26 protein-coding genes, 1 tRNA gene and 1 riboswitch are annotated in these 25,671 nt (G+C 63.1%); of the genes, 21 read left to right on the top strand and 6 right to left on the bottom strand.

What is annotated here, in order from left to right; all coding sequences use genetic code 11:
* Positions 1 to 47: 47 nt before the first annotated feature.
* The 9 genes from WEB61_RS16065 (at position 48) to WEB61_RS16105 (ending at position 11,950) form a co-directional block, all read left to right on the top strand.
* On the top strand, positions 48 to 500 hold the full coding sequence (locus WEB61_RS16065) for a copper chaperone PCu(A)C (RefSeq protein ID WP_368065352.1): 453 nt from the start codon (positions 48 to 50) through the stop codon (positions 498 to 500).
* 304 nt (positions 501 to 804) lie between these two features.
* Complete coding sequence (locus tag WEB61_RS16070; protein ID WP_368065353.1) at positions 805 to 3,444, top strand: DUF1302 family protein; 2,640 nt, start codon at positions 805 to 807, stop codon at positions 3,442 to 3,444.
* A 486-nt stretch (positions 3,445 to 3,930) separates the two neighbouring features.
* On the top strand, positions 3,931 to 5,286 hold the full coding sequence (locus WEB61_RS16075; RefSeq protein WP_368065354.1) for a DUF1329 domain-containing protein: 1,356 nt from the start codon (positions 3,931 to 3,933) through the stop codon (positions 5,284 to 5,286).
* A 602-nt stretch (positions 5,287 to 5,888) separates the two neighbouring features.
* On the top strand, positions 5,889 to 6,968 hold the full coding sequence (locus WEB61_RS16080; protein ID WP_368065355.1) for a WD40/YVTN/BNR-like repeat-containing protein: 1,080 nt from the start codon (positions 5,889 to 5,891) through the stop codon (positions 6,966 to 6,968).
* A gap of 156 nt (positions 6,969 to 7,124) precedes the next feature.
* The gene (locus WEB61_RS16085) at positions 7,125 to 7,928 is read left to right on the top strand and encodes an enoyl-CoA hydratase/isomerase family protein (protein ID WP_368065356.1); all 804 of its coding nucleotides are present in this window, start codon (positions 7,125 to 7,127) and stop codon (positions 7,926 to 7,928) included.
* A gap of 17 nt (positions 7,929 to 7,945) precedes the next feature.
* Complete coding sequence (locus WEB61_RS16090) at positions 7,946 to 9,121, top strand: acyl-CoA dehydrogenase family protein (protein ID WP_368065357.1); 1,176 nt, start codon at positions 7,946 to 7,948, stop codon at positions 9,119 to 9,121.
* Between the two features lie 25 nt (positions 9,122 to 9,146).
* Entirely contained in the window at positions 9,147 to 10,340 is a 1,194-nt protein-coding gene (locus WEB61_RS16095) for an acyl-CoA dehydrogenase family protein (protein ID WP_368065358.1), read from the top strand.
* Positions 10,341 to 10,378: 38 nt separating this feature from the next.
* Positions 10,379 to 11,164 carry an SDR family oxidoreductase gene (locus WEB61_RS16100; RefSeq protein WP_368065359.1) on the top strand — a complete coding sequence of 262 codons (786 nt, stop codon included), beginning with the start codon at positions 10,379 to 10,381 and terminating at the stop codon, positions 11,162 to 11,164.
* 72 nt (positions 11,165 to 11,236) lie between these two features.
* Positions 11,237 to 11,950, top strand: coding sequence for a glutamine amidotransferase (locus WEB61_RS16105; RefSeq protein WP_368065360.1), 714 nt, complete (start codon positions 11,237 to 11,239; stop codon positions 11,948 to 11,950).
* Between the two features lie 44 nt (positions 11,951 to 11,994).
* On the opposite strand, the gene WEB61_RS16110 is transcribed toward WEB61_RS16105, so the two are convergent.
* Positions 11,995 to 12,070 (bottom strand) — tRNA-Ala (locus WEB61_RS16110).
* 219 nt (positions 12,071 to 12,289) lie between these two features.
* On the opposite strand from WEB61_RS16110, the gene WEB61_RS16115 reads away from it, so the two are divergent.
* From WEB61_RS16115 to WEB61_RS16130, 4 genes are all read left to right on the top strand, one after another.
* On the top strand, positions 12,290 to 12,589 hold the full coding sequence (locus tag WEB61_RS16115) for a YggT family protein (protein ID WP_368065361.1): 300 nt from the start codon (positions 12,290 to 12,292) through the stop codon (positions 12,587 to 12,589).
* A gap of 14 nt (positions 12,590 to 12,603) precedes the next feature.
* Positions 12,604 to 12,921: a DUF167 family protein gene (locus WEB61_RS16120; RefSeq protein WP_368065362.1), complete on the top strand. Its 318-nt coding sequence runs from the start codon at positions 12,604 to 12,606 to the stop codon at positions 12,919 to 12,921.
* 50 nt (positions 12,922 to 12,971) lie between these two features.
* Positions 12,972 to 13,055: riboswitch (ZMP/ZTP riboswitch) on the top strand.
* A 20-nt stretch (positions 13,056 to 13,075) separates the two neighbouring features.
* Positions 13,076 to 13,978: a bifunctional methylenetetrahydrofolate dehydrogenase/methenyltetrahydrofolate cyclohydrolase FolD gene (folD, locus tag WEB61_RS16125; protein ID WP_368065363.1), complete on the top strand. Its 903-nt coding sequence runs from the start codon at positions 13,076 to 13,078 to the stop codon at positions 13,976 to 13,978.
* Between the two features lie 9 nt (positions 13,979 to 13,987).
* Positions 13,988 to 15,004, top strand: a complete 1,017-nt coding sequence (locus WEB61_RS16130) for an aldo/keto reductase (RefSeq protein WP_368065364.1) — start codon at positions 13,988 to 13,990, stop codon at positions 15,002 to 15,004.
* A gap of 20 nt (positions 15,005 to 15,024) precedes the next feature.
* On the opposite strand, the gene WEB61_RS16135 is transcribed toward WEB61_RS16130, so the two are convergent.
* A complete protein-coding gene (locus tag WEB61_RS16135) occupies positions 15,025 to 15,282 on the bottom strand; it encodes a YjhX family toxin (RefSeq protein WP_339833911.1) in 258 nt (85 codons plus the stop codon).
* A 127-nt stretch (positions 15,283 to 15,409) separates the two neighbouring features.
* On the opposite strand from WEB61_RS16135, the gene WEB61_RS16140 reads away from it, so the two are divergent.
* Positions 15,410 to 16,963, top strand: coding sequence for a serine hydrolase domain-containing protein (locus WEB61_RS16140; RefSeq protein WP_368065365.1), 1,554 nt, complete (start codon positions 15,410 to 15,412; stop codon positions 16,961 to 16,963).
* A gap of 35 nt (positions 16,964 to 16,998) precedes the next feature.
* On the top strand, positions 16,999 to 17,670 hold the full coding sequence (locus WEB61_RS16145) for a DNA-3-methyladenine glycosylase I (protein WP_368065366.1): 672 nt from the start codon (positions 16,999 to 17,001) through the stop codon (positions 17,668 to 17,670).
* 3 nt (positions 17,671 to 17,673) lie between these two features.
* Here the strand turns inward: WEB61_RS16145 and ppa are convergent, their stop codons facing one another.
* Positions 17,674 to 18,207 carry an inorganic diphosphatase gene (gene ppa / locus WEB61_RS16150; protein WP_368065367.1) on the bottom strand — a complete coding sequence of 178 codons (534 nt, stop codon included), beginning with the start codon at positions 18,205 to 18,207 and terminating at the stop codon, positions 17,674 to 17,676.
* Positions 18,208 to 19,437, bottom strand: a complete 1,230-nt coding sequence (locus WEB61_RS16155) for an argininosuccinate synthase (RefSeq protein WP_368065368.1) — start codon at positions 19,435 to 19,437, stop codon at positions 18,208 to 18,210. It lies immediately after the preceding gene.
* A gap of 159 nt (positions 19,438 to 19,596) precedes the next feature.
* Here WEB61_RS16155 and WEB61_RS16160 point away from each other — a divergent pair, with 159 nt between their 5' ends.
* The 6 genes from WEB61_RS16160 (at position 19,597) to WEB61_RS16185 (ending at position 24,125) form a co-directional block, all read left to right on the top strand.
* Positions 19,597 to 20,472: a phytanoyl-CoA dioxygenase family protein gene (locus tag WEB61_RS16160; protein WP_368065369.1), complete on the top strand. Its 876-nt coding sequence runs from the start codon at positions 19,597 to 19,599 to the stop codon at positions 20,470 to 20,472.
* Positions 20,469 to 21,074 carry a TetR/AcrR family transcriptional regulator gene (locus WEB61_RS16165; RefSeq protein ID WP_368065370.1) on the top strand — a complete coding sequence of 202 codons (606 nt, stop codon included), beginning with the start codon at positions 20,469 to 20,471 and terminating at the stop codon, positions 21,072 to 21,074. Before WEB61_RS16160 ends, WEB61_RS16165 begins: the two co-directional genes overlap by 4 nt.
* A 103-nt stretch (positions 21,075 to 21,177) precedes the next feature.
* Entirely contained in the window at positions 21,178 to 21,759 is a 582-nt protein-coding gene (locus tag WEB61_RS16170; RefSeq protein WP_368065371.1) for a LemA family protein, read from the top strand.
* Between the two features lie 7 nt (positions 21,760 to 21,766).
* Complete coding sequence (locus tag WEB61_RS16175) at positions 21,767 to 22,705, top strand: DUF3137 domain-containing protein (protein ID WP_368065372.1); 939 nt, start codon at positions 21,767 to 21,769, stop codon at positions 22,703 to 22,705.
* 86 nt (positions 22,706 to 22,791) lie between these two features.
* Positions 22,792 to 23,382 carry a 2-hydroxychromene-2-carboxylate isomerase gene (locus WEB61_RS16180; protein WP_368065373.1) on the top strand — a complete coding sequence of 197 codons (591 nt, stop codon included), beginning with the start codon at positions 22,792 to 22,794 and terminating at the stop codon, positions 23,380 to 23,382.
* Positions 23,383 to 23,489: 107 nt separating this feature from the next.
* Entirely contained in the window at positions 23,490 to 24,125 is a 636-nt protein-coding gene (locus WEB61_RS16185) for a glutathione S-transferase family protein (protein ID WP_368065374.1), read from the top strand.
* Between the two features lies 1 nt (position 24,126).
* Here the strand turns inward: WEB61_RS16185 and WEB61_RS16190 are convergent, their stop codons facing one another.
* Complete coding sequence (locus tag WEB61_RS16190; RefSeq protein ID WP_368065375.1) at positions 24,127 to 24,447, bottom strand: hypothetical protein; 321 nt, start codon at positions 24,445 to 24,447, stop codon at positions 24,127 to 24,129.
* 17 nt (positions 24,448 to 24,464) lie between these two features.
* Positions 24,465 to 25,667, bottom strand: coding sequence for a 23S rRNA (adenine(2503)-C(2))-methyltransferase RlmN (gene rlmN, locus WEB61_RS16195; protein ID WP_368065376.1), 1,203 nt, complete (start codon positions 25,665 to 25,667; stop codon positions 24,465 to 24,467).
* Positions 25,668 to 25,671 lie beyond the last annotated feature (4 nt).

Here is a 25,671-nt window from a genome sequence, read left to right on the forward strand (position 1 = left end):
GGCGCTAGGCTGAAGGCATCGCAGCCCTTCCGCCGAAAGCTCTTCCAATGACCTTGCCTGCCCTTCGCGCCACCGCAATCCTGTTTCTTGCCATTGCCGCTCTTGCTGCCCCTGCGCTCGGGGACGAGAAGGGTATTCGCGTCGACGATGCCTGGGCGCGGGCCAGCGTGACGGCGACGGGTGCCGCCTATCTGACCATCGAGAATACCGGTGCGAGCGACGACGCACTTGTCGAGGTGCGCTCGGATGTGGCGGAAAAGCTCGAGATTCACGACATGACGATGGAAGATATGGTGATGCGGATGCGCAAGCTCGACCGCCTCGCCCTGCCGGCCGGCGAAACGGTGCGGCTCATGCCCGGCGGCATGCATGTCATGCTGATCCGTCTTCGCGCGCCCCTTGCCGAGGGCGATGTGGTGCCGCTCACGCTGGTGTTCGAGAAGGCCGGCGCGATCGAGGTTTCGGCGGCGGTACGCGCCGCCGGGTATCGCGGCCACTAAAGGAACAAATCGATTCGCCGCCGTGAACCTGCTGCGCCGCATATAGTCAGTGTGCGGTGCAACAAATTTAACGTTATCCCGCGTTATACATTACACCCGTGTCATTATTGCAATAGTGCGCGGCAATGTTGCCTGCGGGCGCGCGCATGATCCCGGCCAGCCTTGACTCGAAGCGCCAATGAAGGTGGGCTAGCGCTTGAGGGATGCTGACTGGCCGGGGGGACCAGTCGGAACTCGTTCCGAACCACCTCCCGATCCAGCTGCAAAGTTAGTGAAGCCATCGAGGATCGAGGAGGATCGCTCCATGATAAGAGGAAGCTTGCGCACGGCGCTGCTCAGCAGCGCCGCGGCGACGATGCTGATCGCATCGGCAGGCACCGCCAACGCTATCGAATATAATTTCGGCAGCGTTCAGGTGTTTTTCGACACCACACTCAGTGCCGGCGTTTCGATGCGGACGTCGGAGACGAACACCGCCTATCTGCCGGCGTCGAACGGCGGCCCGGCACAGGTCACAACGAACAATGTCAATTTTGCTTTGCTGCCGACGAGTGCGTCGCCCGCTGGCGGCGATGGTCTGACGCTTCTTACCGATCCGACCACGCCTGCGGGTTCGATCAATGGCGATGACGGCCGCCTCAACTTCGATCAGGGCGACCTGACCAGCGGTATCGCCAAGATGACCAACGACATCCAGGTCAAATGGGAAAACTTCACGTTATTCTCACGCATCAATTCCTATTACGATGCCGTGCTGGACAGCGACAGTTCCTATGCCCGTTCGAACCTGGTCGACGGTCAGGCCGACGCGGCGCGCGACATTCGCCTGCTCGATCTTTATGTCGCCGGCAATTTCGATGTCGGTGGGCTGCCACTGACGGTTCGCGCCGGCAAGCAGGTCATCAACTGGGGTGAAGGCACGTTCCTCCTCAACGGCGTCAACGGCTCGATGCCGATCGACGTCGGCGCGTTCCGCCGTCCGGGCGCCGAGGTGAAGGAAGGCCTGTTGCCTGTCTGGGCGCTCGACGCCTCGATCGGCCTGCCCTTCAACCTGTCGCTCGAAGCCTTCTACCAGCTTCAGCAGGCCGAGTATCAACTCGACCGGCCGGGTACGCCTTTCTCGACCTCCGACGTCGTATCCTACGGATCGGGCGTCGGCGGTAACGAGAATGCCGTTTCGTTCCTGACCGGCAGCTATGGCGGCACGAACTGCAACACCAACAACGTCATCGCTGTGGCGATGCAGGGTGCGCTGCCGGTAGGCGATCTGCGCAATTGCGCCGATCTGACCGGCATCAATCAATATCTGCACTACGAGAACAAGATCCCGACCGGACAGACGGAAGCCATCCGACTTGCGCTTTCCGACTCGTCGATCGTGGCGCGCGATCAGGATCGCTATGCGAAGGATTCCGGCCAATACGGCATTGCCGCACGCTGGTATTCGGAAGAGCTGAACAATACCGAGTTCGGCTTCTACTTCACCAACACGCATTCGCGTCTGCCGATCGCCGGCGAGCGGGTCTCTGTCGATCCGACGGCCGCGGGCAACACCTGGGCGCCCTTCACGACCGGCGAGAATGCCTCTGGCACCGGTCGCGGTGCGGCGTTCTCGGGCTGTAACGGCCTTGCGGGCAGCCCCTTCGCTCCCGCCGCGACGTCAACCGACCCGTCGACCAACCTGTTCTACGGCGTTCCGCTCGGGCTGACGGCGGAAATGGTTGCACAGCTCAACCAGACCGTCGGCGGCGGCACCGATCCGGTGATGGATGCCATGGAAGCGCTGGCGGTGCAGTATTACCTCAACGAGGTGGGGGGTGACTTCGCGGCCTACACGATCCCGGCGCCGGTGGCCACGGGGTTTGATGCGCTTACGGGTGGTTATTTGACCGCCAACAGAACTTTCGCGGGCATGGATCTGTCGGCACTTGCCGCGACTCTGGCGCCCGCGGGCGCCGGTGCATTGGCCGGCGTCACGGTTGCCGCGAATTCGGGCCTGCAGGCGGCTCTCATCAACTGTGCGCTCGTCGCGCTTCAGTCCAACGCCGCCATCGGCGCCACCGTTCTGACCGACGGCGCGCAGGTTATGATCGCGTCAACCGGTTTTGGCGGACCTGCCTCGCTGGGGCTCTATCTCGAATATCCGGAAGATATCCGTATGTTCGGCTTCAGCTTCAACACGACGGTGGGCACCTGGGGCCTGCAGGGCGATTTCACCTATCGTCCGAACCAGCCGGTCCAGCTCGACACGGACCAGATCACCATTGCCGCGCTGAACAGCACCTGCCTGTTCCACGGCATTCTCGGGGCGACCACCATGTCCTCGCTGGTGGCGAGCGACACTTACGGTTCGTCGTGCGGCGATTTGGGCGTCGGTGCCAACTCGCTCGATCTCAGCGGTGTTGAACGTACGAAAATCTACACCGCTCAGGTCGGCACAACCGCAACCTTCACCAATTCGAACCCGCTTGTCGGTATGACGGGCGCCGATCTCGGTATCCTGGTGACGGAAGTCGGCATGATGTACGCGCCGGACGCACCTGAAGCAGTCGGCAACGCACGTCGTTGGGGCAATGTCTGCACCAATGGCGGTACGGACCTGCCTTTGGGCGGTTTCCTCTCGCTCGCCTCGCGTCAGGGCTGCCGTCCGACGACGACGTCCTGGGGTTATGTGCTGCTCGGCCAGCTCCAGTACAACAACGCCTTCGGCACGGCTTTCTCGCTGCAGCCGACGATTGCCTGGAACCACGGTGTGTCGGGCAACAGCCCGGCGCCGCTTTCCAACTACCGCGAGGGCGCCAAGTCGCTGAGCCTCCAGCTCAACGGCAACTATCTCGGCAACTGGCGTGGCGGCATTTCCTACACGGCCTTCATGGGCAATGAGAAGTATGTCGGCAACAACGACCAGGACTTCGTGTCGGCTAACATCTCCTACGCCTTCTGATCTTCAGAAACGCGTAACGCGAAACGAAACCCGGCGGTGGCGACACCGCCGGGTTTTTCTTTTCGGGGGCGTATGGGGAGGGGTGGCGGGCGATCGTCAAGCCCGGCAAAGACAAGTGAGAAGCGTGTCCCTCGCTATGCTGCACCGCAACGTAGCGATGCCGCGACCGGACCGCAGGCCGCCTGAATCATCCGTAGACGGATCAGTGGTCTTTCCGGCGGTGCCGCGCCCTCTGCGATCCACATTAAAAAGATTTAATGAAACCAAGGCGAAAAGGCCGTCAAAACGGCCTGAAAAGCGGCCCGGAAGACACACAATCGCACAGCTCGCGATTTGCGCGGGCAAGGCAATTTGGTATCATTCCGCGAGAGTAAGGCGGGGAAACCGGCCTCGGTGCGCAGTCGCAACGTGTCTTTTCAATATGAAAAGATTTCGGTCGTGCCTGACATCGAAAGCCCGATAAGAAATCCAGTGGAGGGAACGTATATGAAAAGGACGACCATGTTGGTGTCCGCCCTTGCGATCAGCGCTCTTGCAACGAGTGCGCTGGCCAAGGTTCCGGATGCCCAGGTGAACCGTCTCGGTCAGGATCTGACCCCGATGGGTTCGGAAAAGGCCGGCGATGGCGACATCCCCGCATGGACCGGCGGCCTGCCGACCGTGCCGAGCAATGTCACCTACACGCCCGGTGACAAACTGCAGAATCCGTTTGCCAGCGACTCGATCAAATACACGGTCACCGGCGCGAATCTGGGTCAGTACGAAGATATTGTCACGGAAGGTTACAAGGCGCTGCTGAAGACCTATCCGTCCTACAAGATGAATGTTTACGAGACGCGCCGCAGTTGCGCGTTCCCGGACCGTTTCTATGAAGCCAACAAGCGCAACGCGGCGGTCGGCGAACTTGTCGGCGGTGGCGCGGGCATCAGCCAGGCGATCTTCGGTTCGCCCTTCCCGATCCCGAACAACGCGCTCGAAATCATCTGGAACCACACGCTGCGCTATCGCTCGTTCAAGGCGGTACGCCAGTTCGCGGCAGCGCCGGTGACGCGCGGCGGCGATTACACGCTGCTGATCGTGCAGGACGAAGCCATCCTGCAGTGGTCGGATCCGTCGGCGACCAAGGCCGAAGATCTCGAGAACATCTCGATCTACTACATCGCCAACACGATCGCGCCGGCCCGTGCCGCGGGTAACGTGATCCTGGTGTATGAGGCCCTCAACGCGCAGGTTCAGCCGCGTCAGGCCTGGCAGTACAGCCCCGGCACACGCCGCGTGCGCCGCGCGCCGAACATCGCTTATGACAACCCGGGCACCAATTCGGACGGCCTGTCGACGTCGGACTCGTTCGATGGCTACAACGGCGCGCCCGACCGCTACGACTGGACCGTGCTCGGCAAGACCAGCAAACTCGTTTCGGCCAATGCCTATGAAGGCGAATCGACACCCTACAAGGACTATCTGGGTGCCCTTCACCTGAACCAGGACAAGGTTCGCTACGAGCTGCGCCGCGTCTGGGAACTGGAAGCCAAGCTTCGCCCCAATACGCGTCACGTCTATTCGCGCCGCGTCTATGCGAACGAGGAAGACGCCTACCAGATGTCGACCGTGGCGCTCTATGACGGCCGTGGCCAGCTCTGGCGCGTCCAGGAAATGCATCAGATCCAGCGCTACAACGTGCCGCTTTGCGGCTCGGCGGGCGAGATCGTCTACGACCTGCAGGCCGGCCGCTATCTGGCGCTCGCGCTGCAGAACGAAGAGCCGCCGGTCAACTACTTCGCCGACGAGCTGGACAAGAACCGCTACACGCCGAACTCGATCCGCCAGCTTGGCGTTCGCTAAAACGGCTGTCGTGTGAGTTTTGAGGCCGGGCTCCGGGAAACCGGGGCCCGGTTTCTTTTTGGCGGCTTCCCTGTCTCTTCCTTCCCACCCTCCCTCTGCGGGAGGGTCAAACGGTCGAAGACCGTTTGGGGGTGAGAAGCGTTTTGCCGAAGGCAAACGAAAAGGCCCGGTGGGCCTTTTCGAGCTTCGAACGCCCGGAGCGTAAGCGAAGGGCAATGCCACACGCTTTCGTTCGCGGTTCAAAAAGGTCCACCGGACCTTTTTGTTCGCTTTGCGAAGCACCCCGAACCCCCGAAAAATCTTTCGCTTCGCTCGAATTTTTCGACCCTCTCGCAGGGGGAGGGTGGGAAGAAGGGAGCGGTGGCGGTCCATCGCGCCGGCTTTGCTGCCCGTCTGTCGCCTTCTTGACCCTGATCCAGTGTCTTTCGCTCCGGATCACGTAGGCCAAGACCACGCTCGAAAAATGCGCTATAAGGAAAAAAACGTTATAAAAGACCATCAAAACAGGAGGCTCGCCGGGGGGGACCCATACGGCTCCGGCTATCCGCCGGAGCCCGGTTCCGCCACGACGATCCAAACGCCCGAGTGAGGAGCCAAAGGTAATGTCAGCGTCCTTTATCGAAACCCTTTCCAGCGGCATGCCGCGTCTTCGCAGCGCCGCGATCGCGCTCATCGCGACCGCTTTCGCGATCGTCATGCCGGCCGCCGCTCAAGACGAGATGGACGGCCCGAAAAAGCCCGCCTATGCAATGCAATCGGCGCTTGCGCCTGAATCACTGCTGCTCGATGCGACCTATGCCGATGGCCGCCTCGTTGCGGTCGGCGAGTTCGGACATGTCGTCTATTCGGACGATCGCGGCCAAACCTGGACGCAAGCCGCCTCTGTGCCGACACAGGCGACGCTCACCGGCGTCACCTTCATCAATGCCAAGCTCGGCTTCGCCGTCGGACACGACGCCACGATCATCCGCACGCGCGACGGCGGCGAGAACTGGGATCTCGTCTATCACGATCCCGAATCCGAAATGGCGTTCATGGCCGTCTATTTCGAAAACGAGAACCGCGGTTTCGCGGTCGGCGCTTTTGCCTTCATGGTCGAGACGCAAGAAGGCGGTGAGGAAGGAAGCTGGGAGGAGCGCTCGCTCAGCGAGGGGCTGCTCGACGACTATCACCTCAACAAGCTTTTCACGGACAAGGATGGGGATCTCTACATCGCCGCCGAATTCGGCATCGTCTACTACTCGAACGACAAGGGCCGCACCTTCACCAGCATACAGACGCAGTATGAAGGTTCCTTCTGGGGCGGCTTCGGCATGAGCGACGGCTCGGTAATGGTGTTCGGCATGCGCGGCAACGCCTTCCGCTCATGGGACAAGGGACAGAGCTGGACCAAGGTCGATACCGGCACCGACAAGTCGATCGCCGGCGGCGTTCAGCTCGGCGGCGGCAAGATCGTACTCGTCGGGCTTCAGGGCTATATCGGCTACAGCGACGACAACGGCAAGAGCTTCGTCGAAGTCACGCGCGCCGACCGTCTCGGTTATGCCGCGGTTGCCGATGGTCCCGAGGGACAGATTGCCGTCTTCGGCGAGCCGGGCGCCAAATTGATGCCCGACGATCCCGAGAAGGCGCGCGAGGCCGTTGGCGCGCGGATCACCGCCGCCTCGGAAGGCGGCAGCTAGAACGCCGATCTGTCTCCCGCAATCGAACGACCCCGGCCTTGCGGCCGGGGTTTTTCGTTTGGTGTGCGCCTCACGGCAATCGCCTTCTTTTCATTGTCTCTTTCCATTGCCCGGGGCGCGGGCCACAATCCCGGAAACGAAAACGGGAGAGAGAGCATGCCGGAGGGCGTCGATTTCGGCCGCTACAAGCGGATCAAGGCGAGCCGGCAGGGCCGCGTGCTGACACTCGCCCTCAGCAATCCGGCGCTGATGAATGCGGTCGATGGCGAGATGCATCGCGAACTCGCAAGCATCTTTCTCGACGCGGCCGACGATCGCCAATCGGATGTGATCGTGCTCACCGGCGAGGGTGCGGCTTTTTCGGCCGGCGGCGACCTCAACTGGATGAAGCGCAGCTTCGAGGCCGGCGACAAGGGACCCGATGCCGCCGAAGCCAAACGCATCGTCTTCTCGCTGCTCGATCTCGAAAAACCGATCATCGCCAAGGTGCGCGGGCCGGCGGTCGGTCTCGGCGCGACGATTGCCTTGATGTGCGACGTGATTTTTGCCGGCGAGAGCGCGCGCTTTGCCGATCCGCATGTGCGCGCCGGGATCGTGGCGGGCGACGGCGGCGCCATCATCTGGCCGCAGCTTGTCGGTTATGCGCGGGCCAAGGAATATCTCATGACCGGCGATCCCGTTCCGGCAGCCGAGGCCGAGCGCATCGGGCTCGTCAATCACGTCGTACCGGACGATGAACTCGACGCCCGCGTCGATGCGTTCGCGGCGAAGCTTGCCGGCGGTGCCACCCAGGCGATCAAATACAGCAAGGTGTCGGTCAATATCGGGCTGAAGCAACTTGCGCACACGATCCTCGATACCTCGATCGGCTACGAGATGCTGACCTTCACCACCGAGGATCACAAGGAAGCGGTCAATGCGTTTCTCGAAAAACGCAAACCGGCCTTCACGGGGAAGTAACCGGCATGGATGCGGCGATGAGCGACATGCCTCTCAATTTCGACGAGCCGGAGCATGTGCGGCTGTTGCGCGACAGCATGCGGCGTTTCGTGGAAGCAGAAATGCCGCGCGGCCAAGCGCGCGAATGGGACCGCGGCAATATTTATCCCGCCGAGGTGATGAAGAAGCTCGGCGCGATGGGCATGATGGGGCTGACCGTCGAGGAGCGTCATGGCGGCGCGGGTATCGACATCTATGCGACGATGGCCGTGATCGAGGAAATCGCCAAACGCTCGGTTGCGGTTGCCTGTCCCTACATCATGGCCGTCTGCTATGCCGGCATGAATCTCGGCGAGAGCGGTAGCCCGGCGCAGAAGCGCGATCTGTTGCCGAAAGTCGCGGCGGGCGATCTTCTTTTTGCCTATGGATTGTCGGAACCCAATGTGGGCGGTGATCTCGCAGCCGTCGAGACGACCGCACGGCGCGAGGGCGAGGAAATCGTCATCAACGGTGCCAAGCGCTGGTGCACGGGCGCGCATATTGCCGACTATATTTTCTGCCTGTTGCGGTCGGGTCCGAAGGAAGAGAAATACAAGAACCTTTCGATTGTGCTGGTGCCGCCGACGCTTCCCGGCATCGCGATCACGCCGCTCGGTCATCTCGGCATTCGCGGCGTCGAGACCAAGGATGTCACGTTCGACGATGTGCGGGTGCCGGCGGCCAATATTCTCGGCGGCGAGGAGATGTGGGACAAGGGCTGGCAACAGCTGGCGGGCCGCGCGCTCGAGGTCGAGAAGCTCGAGCTTTCGGCTTGCGCATTGGGGCTCGCCGAAGCGGCGGTTGCCGATGCATGGGCTTATGCCGAAGAGCGCGAACAGTTCGGCCGCGCCATTGCCGGGCATCAGGCGGTCCGGCACATGCTGGCGGAAGCGCGCACACGCGTTCGCGCGATGCGGCTGATGCTCTACAGCGCGGCCTGGCTTGCCGATCAGGGGCGTCCCTGCTCGGTCGAAACCTCGATGGCCAAGCTTTTCTGCTGCGAGGGCGCGGCGGAGGTGACGCAAACCTGTATGCGCGTCACCGGCGCTTATGGCCTCTCGGACGAAATGGATATGGAGCGCTATGTGCGCGATGCGATCAGCCTGCCGATCGTCGGCGGCTCATCGAACATGCAGAAAAACAATATCGCGAACCGGCTGAAGCTCGGCGCCTGAGAACCAGCGCCTGGAAGGAAAAATCATGAGCGATACGCAAACGCGATCAGGCACGAGCATCGATTCGGTTGCTGCGGCGGAGGGATTTGCTGAAGAGATTGCGGCGCGGGCCGCCGAGATCGAGGCCAATCGCTTTCTGCCGCAGGACATTGCGCGGCGTTTTGCCGAGGCGGGCCTTTACCGGCTCTGCATTCCAACGGTCTATGGCGGGCTTGAGGCGCATCCTTCGGTGCTGTTCGAGACGGTCGAGCGGATGGCGCGCGCCGACGGGTCGGCCGCCTGGTGCGTCTTCATCGGCGCGACATCGGGTGTCGTTTCGGCGTTTCTTGCGCCAGAGGAAGCGCGCGCCGTGTTCGGCGATCCGCTGACGATCACGGCGGGCGTCTTCGCGCCGCGCGGCAAGGCGGTGCATGCGGTCGAGAAGGGTGTTGCGGGTTACCGCGTCAACGGGCGCTGGCAATGGGGCTCGGGCTCGCGCAATGCGCAATATATTTCGGGCGGCGCAATGATCCTTGGTGCAGACGGAAAACCCGAAATGGCGGCTGAAGGCATCCCGCAGAACCGGATGATGATGTTCGATGCGAAAGATGTGGCGCTGCACGACACATGGGACGTGTCGGGCCTGTGCGGGACCGGCAGCACCGATTTCGAGGTGCAGGATCTTTTTGTGCCCGCGACGCGGGCGGTCAGCCTCATCAGCGACAAGCCGCTGGCGCGGCCGCTCTACTGTTTCCCGACCTTCGGCCTGCTCGGTATCGGCATCGCCGCCGTCGCGCTCGGCCTCGCACGCGGTTCGATCGAGACGCTGGTCGAACTTGCCGGCGGCAAGACACCGCAAGGATCGTCAAAGCCGCTGGCGCTTCGCGCCAAGGCGCAGCTCGATGTGTCGCAGGCCGAGGCGCTGACGCGTTCGGCGCGGGCCTGGCTTCTGGAGACGGTCGACACGGCCTTCGAGGCGGCCGAGAAGCACGGCGAGATGACGGTTGCTCATCGGCGCGACATTCGCCTCGCAACGACGCATGCGGTGCAGTCGGCGGCGCGTGCGGTCGATCTCATGTACACGCTGGCCGGCGGCAGCTCGGTCTATCGCGGTTCGCCCTTGCAGCGGCAGTTCCGGGACGTGCATGTCGCCACCCAGCACATGATGGTATCGGACGCGACCTATGAGCTGACGGGGCGGCTGCTGCTCGGCGTGCCGACCAACACGGCGATGCTCTAATATATTGATTTTGTTGTATTTCTGAGGAAAGAATCGAAATGAACGAAGAGAGAAAAGGCCGCGTCGCCGGCAAGATGGCTTTCGTCACCGGCGGCGCGCAGGGGCTCGGCAAAGCCTCCGCCATTATGCTGGCGCGCGAAGGTGCCAAGGTCACGCTTGCCGACATCAACGAGAAGGGCGCGCAGGCCGTTGCCGACGAGATCAACGTAGATCGTCCGGGTACGGCCTTTGCGGTCGGTCTCGACGTCACGCGCGAGGATCACTGGAAGGACGCGCTTGCCGAAGCCGACAAGGCGATGGGCGGCATCAATGTGCTGTTCAACAATGCCGGCATCGGCGGCGGCACGACGGTTGAGGAAACCGATTTCGAGACCTACAAAAAGGTGATGGCGGTCGATGTCGATTCGGTCTTTCTCGGCTGCAAATACGCGATCCCCTACATGGTGCCCCATGCGCCGGGATCGATCATCAACACCTCGTCGATCGCCGGGCTGATCGCCGGCCACAACATGGCCGCCTACAATGCGGCCAAGGCGGCTGTCTGGCTGCTGTCGAAATCGGTGGCGCTGCATTGCGCCAAGCGCGGCTACCGCATCCGCTCCAACTCGATTCATCCGACTTTCATCGACACGCCGATCCTCGACGGCATGGCGCGCGGCATGTCGAAGGAAGAGCTCGTCAGGAAGCTCGCCAAGCAGGTGCCGCTTGGCGTCGTCGGCGAACCGGACGATGTCGCTTATTGCGTGCTTTACCTCGCTTCCGACGAGTCGAAATTCATCACCGGCTCGGAAATCAAGATCGATGGCGGCATTAGCGCGATGTAAGGAGTTCTGTGCTTAAGCTTTCTCGTCGGGTCTTGCGGGAAGGCGGGACCGGTCCCATATCGGTCAGCAATCATGACCCGTCGTGTCCTCATCCTGCTCCATCAGGAGCGTTCGAATCCCGGCCGGGTGGCGCAGCAACTGCTGCGCCGCGGCTGCGAACTCGACATTCGCCGGCCCGCGCTCGGCGACCCTCTGCCGGAGACGATGGCGGCGCATGATGCCGCCATCATTTTCGGCGGGCCGATGAGTGCCAATGACGACCTTCCATTCATCAAGGCCGAAACCAACTGGATCGGCGTGCCGCTGAAGGAAGGAAAGCCCTATCTCGGCATCTGCCTTGGCGGGCAAATGCTGGCGCGGCATCTCGGCGCCCGCGTCTGGAGCCATCCGGAAGCCCGCGTCGAGGCCGGCTATTATCCGATCCGGCCGACAGGCGACGGGGCGTCTCTTTTCGACAATCCCCAATATGTCTATCAGTGGCACCGCGAGGGTTTCGACTTGCCGGAAGGCGCGGTGCAGCTTGCCGAGGGGACCGGCGATTTCCCGGTCCAGGCCATGCGTTACGGCGACAGCGCCTATGGCATCCAGTTTCATCCAGAGCTGACGACGCCGATGATGGACGCCTGGCTGACGCTCGCGGCCGAGCGGCTGACGCAACCCGGCGCGCAGCCCGCCGAGGCGCATCGCGAAGGCCGACAGAGCCATGACGGGGCGCTAAAGCTCTGGCTGTCGCGTTTCCTCGACCACTGGCTGCCGCCGGAAGATGAAGCCCGCCAGAGCGCCTGAAATCCGCCATACGTGAAATTGTGGGGGAAGGGATGCTCCGGAAATGGTGGAGCCGAGCGGGATCGAACCGCTGACCTCCTCATTGCGAACGAGGCGCTCTCCCAACTGAGCTACGGCCCCGGAGCCCGACGCTTTTCCAGCACCGGAGCCGCTTCTTAGGCGGCGGCGGGCGAGGTGTCAAGAGAGCGGGGCCGCCACGCCGCATTGGACGGAAACCCGTCCTTGAACGCCGTCCCGCGCCCGTTTACACCTTGAACAACGGATTCGTTGCGGCATCGTTCGCGCCGCTTTCCGGGCGGTCGGCCCTCCGGCCCCGAACAATCAAAAAGGGGAGGCCCCATGATTGCCCTGTTGAACCTGATCGCCTCGGCCATCACCATCTATGTCTGGATCATCGTGGTCGGCGTGGTGCTGAGCTGGCTGGTCGCCTTCAACGTCGTCAACACCCACAACCGCTTCGTCTTCACGGTGGTCGACACGATCAACCGGCTGACGGAGCCGGCGCTCAGGCCGATAAGAAATCTGCTGCCCAATCTCGGCGGCATCGACATCTCGCCGATCATTCTGATCCTGCTGCTCTTTTTCCTGCGCAATCTGATCGTCTATGACCTGCCGATCTGGCTCGGGCTCGGATACTGAGCGGCGAGAGCGCATTGAAGGCGGTCAAGGACGGTGTCTCGGTCCGGCTCCGCGTCACGCCGCGCGGTGGCGGTGACAGGGTCGAGGGGCTGGTATGTGACGCCAATGGTGGAAGCTTCCTCAAGCTGCGTGTTTCGGCTGTTGCCGAAAAGGGCCGAGCCAACGAGGCGGTGGTGAAACTGCTCGCGAAAACATGGCGGTTGCCGCGCACGGCGCTCTCGATCACCGCCGGCGAGACGGGCCGCAACAAGGTGGTGACGATTGCGGGCGACAGGGCGAAGCTGATGGCCGATCTCGGCGCTTGGCTTGCCGATATCGAAAAGACGTCATGATGAACCAAGCTGCGGTCTTGTCTTTGCGGGGGCGTCCTCACTATAGTGCCGCTATCCCGCGTGACTGGCGAGAAGAGGTGGAGATGACCACCGTGGAGCGCGGGACTTCAGCGCCGTTCGCCTGGGCACCCCTTCCAGACATCGAGGTGCCCTCATGACCAGAACCGCAACCATCATCGACGGCAAGATCATCGCAACGGAACTGCGCGCGCGCGTTGCCGTCGAAGTCGCGCGGCTGAAGAAGGAGCATGATCTCACGCCCGGCCTTGCCGTCGTTCTTGTCGGCAACGACCCCGCCAGCGAAGTTTATGTCCGCAACAAGGGCATAGCGACGCTCGAAGCGGGCATGAATTCCTTCGAGTACAAATTGCCTGCCGATACGAGCGAGGCGACGGTGCTCGCCAAGGTGCGCGAGCTCAATGCCGACCCCGCCGTTCACGGGTTTCTCGTCCAATTCCCGGTGCCCGATCACATCAGTCAGCAGGCGGTGATCGACACGATCGATCCTGCGAAGGACGCGGATGGCCTTCATCCGCTGAATGCCGGACGGCTTGCCAGCGGTCTCCCCGCGATGGTGCCGGCGACGCCTGAAGGCTGCGTCATCATGGCAAAGCGCGCGGGCGGCGATCTCGCCGGCAAGCATGCCGTCATCATCGGCCGTTCCAATCTTGTCGGCAAACCCGTCGCGCAATTGCTGCTGAAGGAAAACTGCACCGTCACCATCGCGCATAGCCGCTCGCGCGATCTCCCGTCGATTGCGCGGCAAGCAGACATTCTCGTCGCCGCTGTCGGCCGTCCCGGCATGGTGCGCGGCGATTGGGTGAAGCCCGGCGCCATCGTCATCGACGTGGGCATCAACCGTGTGCCCGCCCCGGAGAAAGGCGAAGGCAAGACGCGTCTTGTCGGTGATGTCGCTTTCGACGAAGCGGTCGAGGTCGCGGGCGCCATCACGCCGGTGCCGGGCGGTGTCGGGCTTATGACCGTTGCCTGCCTGCTTCGCAACACCGTCATCGCTGCCTGCCGCCAGCAGGGCATCGCTCTGCCGGAAGATTTCTGAGGAACGTCCATGGAAATACGCCAACTCGGAGCCCTGTGGCCGGTCAGCGCGCTGACGCTGGGTGGCGGTGGCCTCGGCCAGATATGGGGGGAGACGACACGCGACGAAGCGGTCGCCACGGTGCGCGCGGCGGCCAATGCCGGCATAACGCTTTTCGATATGGCGCCGCTTTACGGGCGCGGCGAGGCCGAAGCGGTCATGGGCGCGGCCTTCGACGGTAAATGGCCTGACGGCCTCCGCGTCACGACCAAATGCATGATCGGGCAGCGTCACTTTCCCGATGTCGGGGCGCGGCTCGAAACGTCGCTCGCGCGCAGCCTCGCCACGATGAAACGCGAGCAGGCCGATATCTTTCTGCTTCACTCCAACATCGCGCCCGAGGGATATGTCTATGAACGCGATCCCGATTTCGCGCAGCATGGAGTAGTCACGCGGACGCAGTTTGCCGATATCGTCGTGCCGACCTTCGAGAAGCTGAAAGCGCAAGGGCTGATCGGCGCCTGGGGCGTCACCGGCACGGGTTTGCCGCGCGCGATCATGGATGTGCTTCGCGATGGGCCGCGGCCGGCCGTCGTTCAGGCGGTCACCAACCTGCTCGATTCACCCGGCGGCATGCGCCGCTACGAGGAGCCGGCCGAACCGCGCAATATCATCCGCACTGCGAAGAACAACGATGTCGGCGTGATGGGCATCCGCGCCGTGCAGGCGGGTGCCCTGACTTCCGCCATCGACCGCAAGATGGACGATAGCGAACCCGAGATGCGGGATTATGCCAGGGCTGCGCCCTTCCGCGCGCTTTGCCGCGACATCGGCGAGGACCCGGCCATCGTCGCCCATCGCTACGCGCTGGCAATGTCGGGTGTCGACACGCTGGTGCTCGGCGTCAAGAACCGCAGCGAACTCAAAAGCATCGTCGATGCGGTCGCCCGTGGACCGATCGAACCCGATCTCGTCAAGCGCATCGATGCGCTGCGCCTGAACTTCCAGATGCCGCGCATGCCGATCGACGGGGAGGACATGCAGTGATGCCGCTCCCCGTGTCATCGCTACCGGTTGTCGAGCTGTGCCCGGACCGCATGAAGACCGTCACGCGTGATGCGATACGGGCTGCCGTCGCGCGAGGCGATCAGGCCACGTCTGCGCAAACGGCGGAAGGTTGCCAATGAGCAGTCGCTCAAAACCCAGCCCTCGCGTGTGACGCAGATGACGGTGCGGATTTTTCCCTTTTCATCTTTTTCGACGCGGATCGTACCGCCACGCGCCAGTGCATGGAGCGTGCGCTGCTCGAACTTCGAGACGTTCATTGGAAGATACCTGGAGAAAAGCCAAAGCGAGACAAGCGGCGCGGCGGGCGCAGGCAATCGCGCTGCGCTGGCGGCGGCCCGTCTTTTCAAATGGCTCGTCCGAGAAGGAAACCCCGTCTCAGCGGCCGTGCTTTTCTCCGGCGACAGACATCAACGCTCCCTTGGGCGTGGTGTCTTATCCCTAGCCGACAAGGCCGACAACCGTCAATCCGCTTGGACACTGCTGGCCGCGGCGCTGCTTGTTTTTGCCGCCTTGTTGCCCTCCGGCGACGCCCGCGCCGTCGATCACGAAATCGCCGGCGGCATGGTCGGCTGGCCGGAACACGAGATGGAGCGCGCGCTCGATTTCCTGATCGAGCGGCGAATGACGGAGCTCGACGTGCGCGGCGTCTCGGTCGCCGTTGTCACCGATGGCAGGCTCGTCTTCGAGCGCGGCTACGGGGTGGGCGATATCGGGGGTGACGTCGCCGTCACCGAGCACACGCTTTTCGAAGCCGCCTCGCTCGGCAAGCCCGTCGTTGCCTTCGGCGCGATGCTGCTGGCGCGGGAGCGGAAGATTTTTCTCGATGCGCCTCTGGCCGAGGCCTTCGGCGTGCCCTGGCTCAAGAATGCTCGCGACCGTGAGACGGTGACACCGCGCCACTTGCTGTCGCACCGGTCGGGCCTTTCCAACAATCTGCGTTTCGGCTCGCGCAGCACCAGCTTCGAACCCGGTTCGCAATTTTCCTATTCGGGCCTCGGCTACATGTATCTCGCCGATGCGATGGCCGGAATCGAGGAAACGGGATTCGACCGGCTGATGCGCGCGCGTGTTTTCACGCCGCTCGGCATGCATTCCTCGGGCTTTGCGATACCGGATGCGCTGGTCGACACGGTGGCGCGGCCGCATGTGCCGCTCTGGATGCCGATCGTCGCTCTTGTCGGGCCGACGCTCTGTTTTTTCGCGATCCTTGCATTTGCGACACTGCTGATCGTTCGCTTCGGATTTGAACGGTTGCGTGTCCGGCCGGTCGAGTTTCTGCCGGCGATCGTGCTGTCGCCCTTGCTGGCGGGCGGCCTTGTCTTCGTGACATATGGGTTCTGGGCCCTGTTCTTCAGCCTTGGCTATCTGCTCGTCTGGCTCGCGGCGCTCATCGTCGTCGCGTTTTCGCTGCAGTATCTTCGGGTGGTTCTCGATCAGGGCCGCAGCGACCGGGTGGTGTCGCGCGGCCGCGCGCGGCGGCACGGTCTCGATCCGGCGATGACCGGTATTGCCTTCGCCGCCAGCCTGATTTTCATGTTCTGGCAGGTGCCGGGGCCGATGCGCGACGGCGACGATCTCAACGCGGCCGCGTCCTTGCGCTCGAGCGCTCACGATCTCGGGCTCTTCATGGCGGGCTTCATCAATGGCGCGGTGATTGGGCCGGAATGGCGCGCCCGCATGGTTTCGGAGCGCGTCGAGATCGGCACGCGCGACGGCGCCGTCGTCGGCTGGGGCCTCGGTTTCGGCACGCGCGAAACGGCGACGAGCCTCACCGTCTGGCAATGGGGCTCCAATGTGGGTTCGAAAAGCCTGATGGTGATCGATCCGTCGCGGCGCGCCGGTGTCGTCGTCCTGACCAATGCCGAAAGCGGCGCGCGTCTTGCTCAGGATATCGCCGGCCATGTACTCGGTATCGATGGCGCGTGGCGGCTGCCCTGAGGCCGGGATAGGCTTTGGCACGGGAGGCTCGCATCATGGAAAAATTCGAGAAGATTTTTGCCCGCGCGGCTAGGCGCCATGGCGGCGCCAAAGCGGTGGAAGCGAACCTTTCCAGGCCGAAAGGCACTGCAGCGCTCAAAAGGATTTCCGACGATCGCTGGCTTGCCGGCATGACCAAGGCCGTCTTTCAGGCCGGTTTCGTGTGGAAGATCATCGAGAACAAATGGCCCGGCTTCGAGGAGGCCTTTGACGGCTTCGATCCGCACCGCGTCGCCTTCTACACTGACGAGAAGATTGGCCGCCTCGCCAGCGATGCCCGTATCGTGCGCAACGGGCAGAAAATCATGGCGACGCGCGACAATGCGCGTTTCATCGTCGAACTGGCGAAGGAGTACGGTTCGGCGGGCGCCTTCTTTGCCGGCTCGAAACCGGAACAATTTGCAGGCTTGCTCGAAATCCTGAAGAAACGCGGCAACCGGCTTTCCGGCGCTTCGGCACAGTTTTTCCTGCGTCAGATGGGCGTCGACAGCTGGGTCATGTCGCCCTCCGTCGTCGCCGCGCTCGTGCAAGCAGGTGTCGTCGACAAGGCGCCCACCTCGCGCAAGGCCATGGATGCGGTGCAGGCGGCTTTCACGCAATGGCGCAAGGAAAGCGGTCGTTCGTTGACCGAAATCAGCCGGACGCTGGCGCTGTCGGTGGACGGGTGACGTCTAGCCGGCGTTCTTCCCCGCCTCGATCGCTTTCATGATGAGGCCGCGTGCGACATCCGCGTCTTTCCAGCCGTCGACCTTTACCCATTTGCCTTCCTCGAGATCCTTGTAGTGCTCGAAGAAGTGCGTGATGCGCTTTATCAGAATGTCCGGCATGTCGGTGTAGCTCTGGACATTCTTGTAGTAAGGATTGAGCTGTTCGACGGGCACGGCGAGGATTTTTTCGTCCTGTCCGGCCTCGTCATGCATCATCAAAACGCCGATCGGGCGCGAACGGATGACGGCGCCCGGCACCACCGGAATGCGGCTCACCACCAGCACGTCGACGGGGTCGCCGTCGTCCGACAGCGTATGCGGCACAAAGCCGTAATTGCAGGGATACTGCATCGCCGTATGCATAAAGCGATCGACGAAGAGCGTGCCCGATTCCTTGTCCATCTCGTATTTCACCGGATGGCCGCCATGCGGCACCTCGACGATGACGTTGATGTCGTCGGGCGGGTTCTTGCCGATGGGGATGGCGTCGATACGCATTTACTTTTCGGTCCGTTTGTTGCGCGCGGCGAGCAGACGCAACCTGAGTGCGTTAAGCCTGATGAAGCCTGCCGCGTCCTTCTGGTCGTAGGCGCCGGCATCTTCCTCGAAGGTCACATGCGCCATCGAATAGAGCGAGTAGGGCGACGAACGCCCGACGACCGCGACGGAGCCCTTGTAGAGTTTCAGGCGCACGCTGCCCGTCACCATTTCCTGGCTCTTGTCGATCAGCGCCTGCAGCATCTCGCGCTCGGGGCTCCACCAGAAGCCGTTATAGATCAGCTCCGCATAGCGCGGCATCAGCTCGTCCTTCAGATGAGCCGCGCCGCGGTCGAGCGTGATCGATTCGATACCGCGATGGGCGGCAAGCAACACGGTGCCGCCCGGCGTCTCGTAGATGCCGCGCGACTTCATGCCGACAAAACGGTTTTCGACGAGGTCGAGCCTTCCGATGCCGTTTGCGCCGCCGAACTCGTTCAGCTTCGTCAGCAGCGTGGCCGGGCTCATCTTTACGCCGTCGATGGAAACCGCGTCGCCCTTCTCGAAGCCGACTTCGATATAGGTCGGCGTGTCGGGGGCGTCCTCGGGTCGGACACTGCGGCTATAGACATATTCCGGCGCTTCCTCGGCCGGATCTTCCAGAACTTTGCCTTCCGCGGAAATGTGCAGCAGGTTCGCATCGACCGAGAAGGGCGCTTCGCCGCGCTTGTCCTTCGCAATCGGGATCTGGTGCTTCTCGGCGAATTCGATGAGCCTCGTGCGCGAGGTCAGGTCCCATTCGCGCCAGGGCGCGATGATCTTGATTTCGGGGTTGAGAGCGGCATAGCCGAGCTCGAAACGGACCTGATCGTTGCCCTTGCCGGTCGAGCCGTGGCAGACCGCGTCCGCGCCGGTTTCGCGCGCGATCTCGATCTGGCGTTTGGCGATCAGCGGCCGGGCGATCGAGGTGCCGAGCAGATAGACACCCTCATAAACCGCGTTGGCGCGGAACATCGGAAAAACGAAATCGCGGACGAATTCCTCGCGCAAATCCTCGATGTAGATTTCCTTGACGCCGAACATCTCGGCCTTCTTGCGCGCCGGCTCCAGCTCCTCGCCCTGGCCGAGATCGGCGGTGAAGGTCACCACCTCGCAGCCATAGGTTTCCTGCAGCCATTTCAGGATGACCGAGGTGTCGAGCCCGCCCGAATAGGCCAGCACCACCTTCTTGACGGATTTGTCGGCGCTCATTGCGTCACCTTATGAAGGGTCGATTTTGCGGCGCACTATAGGGAAAAGCCGGGGTGACACAATGGATGGATTGCGGGCGGACCGAGGGCGCGGAAGCAATTTCCTTGATCGGGGGAGAGGCGTTCGTTATATTGAGTTTAACTCAATAAGGAGACGGACATGTCCGATGGGAAGCTCTTTCCGGAGGTCGAAACACTGGCAGCGCTGGGGAGCGACCTTGCCGGGACCTACAAGGCAAGCCGCAGTGAGGCGGCGGCGAAGGTCGACCCCGAGCAGCTTGCGCGGGACATGCGACAGCTCGAAGAAGACGGCTACCTCGTCATCGAATCGCTGCTGAGCGAAGAGGAGATCGCGGCGATCAAGGCGGCGCTGCTGCCGCTCCTCGGTCACACCGGGCGCAATGCCTTCGAGGGACACAGCACACAGCGCCTCTATGCGGTGCCGGAAAAGACCCGCGCGACCGACCGGCTGATCGAGCATCCCCGCGTGCTGGCGCTGCTCGATCGCCTGTTCCTGCCGAACTATCTTCTCTCGCAATGTCAGGCGATCAACATCATGCCCGGCGAGGAGGCCCAGTATCTTCATTCCGATGACGGCTTCTACCGCGTGCCGCGTCCGCGCCCGCCGCTCGGCGCGGCGACGGTCTGGGCCATCGACGATTTTACCGAGGAGAACGGTGCGACCGTCGTCGTGCCCGGCAGCCACACATGGCCGGACGGGCGCATGCCCGGCGCGGGCGACAGGCAGATCAAGGCCGTGATGCCGGCGGGATCGGTCGTCTTCTATCCCGGTACGCTCTGGCATGGTGGCGGGGCGAACCGTTCCGCGGCGCCGCGTCTTGCGGTCACCTGCCAATATTGCGAGCCCTGGCTTCGAACGCAGGAGAACTATTTTCTTTCGCTTTCGAAAGAGACCGCGCAGAGCGTTTCGGAGGATATGCGGCGAATGCTCGGCTACAGCATCTATCCCCCCTTCATGGGCATGGCGAACGGGATGCATCCGAAGCGGGTGCTCGAAGAAAGCGGGCTTTCGTGAACGCTCCGACGTCGCGGAAACGGCGATCGCCGCGCGAGGCACGCCGCCTCATCATCGATGCCGCGCGCGACAGGCTGCTCGACGGCGCGGGCGATCTGGAAATGGTGGAAGTCGCGAAACGGGCGGGCGTGTCCGAAGGGCTCGCCTATTATCATTTCGGCAGCAAATCGGGACTTCTCAACGCCGTGGTGAAAGATTTCTACGAGCGGCTCGATGAGGCCGTGCTGGCGGTGCCTTACGAAGGCGCGAGCTGGCGGGAGCGCGAGCGGGCGCGTACGCATGAATTCGTGCGCCTCATGTATGAAGATCCGGTGGCGCGTCTCGTCGTCGATGTGGTGCGTGCCGACCCTGCCTTCGCGGTGGAGGAGGCCGAGCGCCGCCGCCGGCTCAACCTGCTCGGCGCGCGGAATATCGCCGAGGCGCAGAAGGCAGGCGAGATCGACAAGTCCTGCGATCCCGGCCTCCTGGTTGCGATGATCCTTGGCGGCGTCACGGCCGGTGTCAGCCATGCGCTTGCGGCGAAGCCGCCCACACCGCTCGCCCAGGCGCAGAAAGAAATCTGGTCATTCGTCGAACGCGCGGCGGGGATCGCTCCTGGCTGAGGGCGGAGGTCGCCGTCTGCTTCCGTCCCGCCACCGGCAAGGGGGGACGGGACGCGATTTGCCTGTCATAATCGGCGGCAAGAGGCCATTTCGGGGGAGTATCATGGATTCATCGGTCGCCTTTCTCGTCCTGCTGGGGTTCCTGCTTGCGGGCGGCTATATCTGGTACGCAAGCCTCATCACGCGGCGCAACGAGGTGCGCGAGGCGATGGGTTCGATCGACGTCCAGCTCAGGAAACGTTTCGACCTCCTGCCCAATATCGTGGCGCTGGCGCAGAAATTCATGACGCATGAAAAGGCGCTGCTCAGCGAGTTGACGGCCCTCAGGGCGCAGGTCGAGGCGCCTTATGCGAAGGACGATCCGGCCGCGGCCGGCGCGCATCTCGACGCCTCGAAGAAGCTCGAGGCGGGCATGATGCGGCTCTTCGCGGTGGCCGAGAACTATCCCGAGCTTCGCTCCGCCGAAACGATCACGACGGCCCAGCACAGCTTCGAGGAAGTCGAAGGCAACATCGCGGCGGCGCGGCGCTTCTACAATTCGGCGGTCACGCGCCTCAACAATGCGGTCGAGATTTTCCCGGGTTCGATCATCGCCAACATCGCCAATGTGCAGAGCTTCCCGTTCTACGAGGTCGAAGACCCGGCCATGCGCGAGCCGGTCGACGTCAACAAGCTGATGGCGTGAGGCTGTCATGACGCCGGAGCCGGATGCTGGCTTCGAGAAATTCTTTGCGCGCGAAATCGCGCCCTGGATCGACGAAAAGGAAGCCGAGCGGAAGCTCGTCCTTCGCCGCGCGCTGTGGCGCGCCCTGCCGGTGATTGGTCTTGGCCTTGCCGCTTTCGGCGCTTCCTCGCAAATGATCGCGGATGAAGATATGCGCGGCTTCGCGCTCTTCGCGAGTGTCGCGGTGATGATCGTCGGCGCGTTGCTCCTCACATCGGTCCTCACATGGGGACGAAACTTCGCCGAGGAACTCTCCGCGAAGGTCTTCGGTCATTTCGGCTACGAATATGCGCCGGCGCCGCCGGAAGGCTTTCTCCTCCCCTTCGACCGTTGCCATCTTCTTCCCGGTCACGACCGCGTCTCGCTTGAGGATCACGTGCGCGGAGATGTGGATGGTGTGCCCTTCGAACTCGCCGAAGCCTTTCTTGAAAAGAAAGTCCGGCGCGACAAGCGCGACGATTACGATCTCGTCTTTCGCGGCCTTGTCGCGCGCTACCGCTTTCCGAAGCGGTTTTCCGGCCGTACCTATATTCTCGGCGACCGCGGGCTGTTCAATGCGCTCGGCCATGCAGGCGCCGGGGCTGAGCGCGTGCGGCTCGAAGACCCGCGCTTCGAAGAGCGTTTCGAGGTCTTTTCCGGCGACCAGGTGGAGGCTCGCTATCTCCTCACGCCGGCTTTCATGGAACGGCTCGTCCGGCTTTCCGACGTGAGCGGCGGGCCGATGCAGGCAGCCTTCGATGGCGACGAACTGCTCCTCGTCATCGACGGCCGGCGAGGCTATTTCGCGCAGCCCTCGCCCTGGCGCGATCTTCGCCGCAACGACCATATTCATGCCTTCGTGGAAGACATCGCCTTCATCCGCGAGATCGCGGAAGTGCTGAAGCTCGATACGGAAACCCGGGTCTAGGCTCCGCAGCATGTCTTGCGCGAATTGGCCCTAGGCGGCGGTCGCCGGCCGGGGCACCATCGCGCAATCCAAATCACGAGGACGTCATGAAGGTCGAGTTCTGGTACGAGTTTGCGAGCACTTATTCATATCCTGCGGCAATGCGTGTCGAGCGGGCGGCGGCCGAGGCGGGAGTCGATCTCGTCTGGCGGCCGTTCCTGCTCGGGCCGATCTTCGGCGCGCAGGGCTGGAACGACAGCCCCTTCAACATCTATCCGGCCAAGGGCAAGTATATGTGGCGCGACATGGCGCGCATTTGCGCGGCCACGGGGCTGACGTTGAAGACACCGCTCGCGCGTTTCCCGCAGAACGGCTTGAAGGCGGCGCGCCTCGCGCTTCTCGGGCAGGACGAGGCTTGGGGGCCGGCGTTCACGCGCCGCGTCTATCTCGCGAATTTTGCGGAGCAAAAGGATATTTCGGACGAGGCGGTGCTCACCGGAATTCTCGCCGCGCTCGGTCTCGATGCGGCGGCGCTCCTCGTACGTTCGAACGAACCCGCCAACAAGGACCGCCTGAAGACGCAGACGGCCTCGGCCATCGCGAAAGGCATTTTTGGTGCGCCCTCCTTCGTCGTCGGCGAGGAACTTTTCTGGGGCAATGACAGGCTCGAAGCGGCGCTCGACTGGGCGCGGCGCTGAGGACCAATTCCGGAATGCGTTCGGGGCCAAGCGCTGCGGCGGGTTGCATGACGCGGTCGCCGTCCCGATGTCGGGTCGAGTTCGATTGCCACCGCGGGAGTTTGCCGATGACCGAGATCGTTTTTCACTCGCAGCCCGTCAGCGTCTATCTTTGGACGGCGTCGCTCGTTGCGGCGGAGAAGGGCGTCTCCTGGTCGGTCGACCCGGTCGAGCCCGGCAGCGCCTCGCATCGCGCGCTCAATCCCTTCGCCAAATCGCCGGTGCTGCAGCATGGCGATGTCTATATCTACGAGACGCTTGCCATTGCGCATTACATCGACCGTGCTTTTGACGGGCCGGCGCTCCAGCCTGCCGATCCGCGCGGCCAGTCGCAAGCGCTGCGCTGGGCGAGCCTCGTCAACGCCTATATCTTCCCGACCATGACCAATGGCATCGCCAAGGAGCGGCTGCTGGTGCCCGCGCAGGGCGGCACGACCGACGAGGCGCGCGTTGCCCAGGCCGCAAAGGACATGGCGATGCAGCTCGGTGTCGTCACGCGCGATCTGGAAGCGCACCCGTTTCTCACCGGCGACACGCTTTCCATCGCCGATTGCTTCCTGCTGCCGCATGTTCATCTCGCTTCGATGACGCCGGAGGGCGCGTCGGCAATCGAAGCCGCACCGAAGGTCGCGGCCTGGCTCGAGGTGATGCGCGCCCGGCCGAGTTTCGCGGCGGCCGATCAATTCGCGCGGCGCGCGGCCTGAGTTACCTGAAACGTTCCGGTAGCTCGGCTTCGGGGATCAGCAGGTCGTCCTCGATTTCGAGCCAGATCTCTTCGATGAGTTCGGCGCGCCCTTCGCGTTGCGGCGTCGAATGCTTTGCCGAATAGTCGCTGAAGGCCTTGTCGCGCGCTTCCTTTGAAGGCCAGCGCGCATAGGCGACGAAGTCGCCGTTTTCCGCCCGGTGCAGCCGCGAGCCACCGCCGCCATGATCGCGCATGATGTCGAGGGTAATGTCGTGCCAGCGGCGCCTGAAGTCGTCTTCGTTTTCCGGCGCCACGCGCCAGCGATAGATGGCGGCGTGCATGGGAATTCTCTCCGTCGTCAGGCCCCTGCTTCCGCCCGCGCCTCTTTGAATCTCTCGCTTGCGCGCACCTTCACCGTCTCGCTCTTCAACTGCCCGCAGGCCGCCATGATGTCGCGGCCGCGCGGCGTGCGCACAGGGCTCGCATAGCCCGCGCGGTTCACGACGTCGGCGAATTTCTCGATCGTCTCCCAGTCGGAGCATTCGTAAGGCGAGCCCGGCCAGGGGTTGAAGGGGATCAGGTTGATCTTGGCCGGAATGTGCTTCAGCAGCCGCACCAGCGCCTTGGCATCTTCGAGCGAATCGTTGACGCCTTTCAGCATCACATATTCGAAGGTGATGCGGCGCGCGTTGGAGACGCCGGGATAGTTGCGGCAGGCTTCCAGCAATTCCTTGATCGGATATTTCTTGTTCAAGGGCACCAGTCTGTTGCGCGTCTCGTCGTTTACGGCATGCAGCGAGATCGCCAGCATGCAGCCGATTTCGGCACCCGCCTTTTCGATCATCGGCACGACGCCCGACGTCGACAGCGTGATGCGCCGCTTCGACAGCGACAGGCCTTCGCCGTCCGAGACGACTTCCAGCGCGTCGCGCACGTTCTCGAAATTGTAGAGCGGCTCGCCCATACCCATCAGCACGATGTTGGTGATGAGGCGATCCTCGGAGTTGCGCCCGCCATCCGGCCATTCGCCCAGCGCGTCGCGCGCAATCAATATCTGGCCGACGATTTCGCCGGCGGTGAGATTCCGAACGAGCTTCTGCGTGCCGGTGTGGCAGAAGCTGCAGGTCAGCGTGCAGCCGACCTGGGAGGAGACGCAGAGCGTGCCGCGGCCCTCTTCGGGGATATAGACGGTTTCGATTTCGGGGCCCGGCACGCCCGGCCGGTCGGCGGGAAGCCGCAGCAGCCATTTGCGCGTGCCGTCGACCGATTTCTGTTCGGTGATGATTTCGAGCCGCGACAGGTCGAAAGCCGCGTTGAGCTTGCCGCGCAGTTCCTTCGACAGCGTCGTCATGCCGTCGAAGTTCGTCAGCCCGCGATTGTAGATGCCGTTCCAGATCTGCCCGGCGCGCATCCGCAGCTGACTGTCGGGCAGGCCGAAATCCCTGAGCGCCTCGGCGAGCTGCGGCCGCGTCAGCCCGACAAGGCACGTCCGCGCAACCGCCGCCTTCGCAGGTGTCCGCGTGTCGTTGGTCTTGTCATGGGCGATGTCGAGGCGCGTCATGGCC

It is taken from the genome of Parvibaculum sp., from assembly GCF_040882025.1.
Lineage (GTDB): Bacteria > Pseudomonadota > Alphaproteobacteria > Parvibaculales > Parvibaculaceae > Parvibaculum.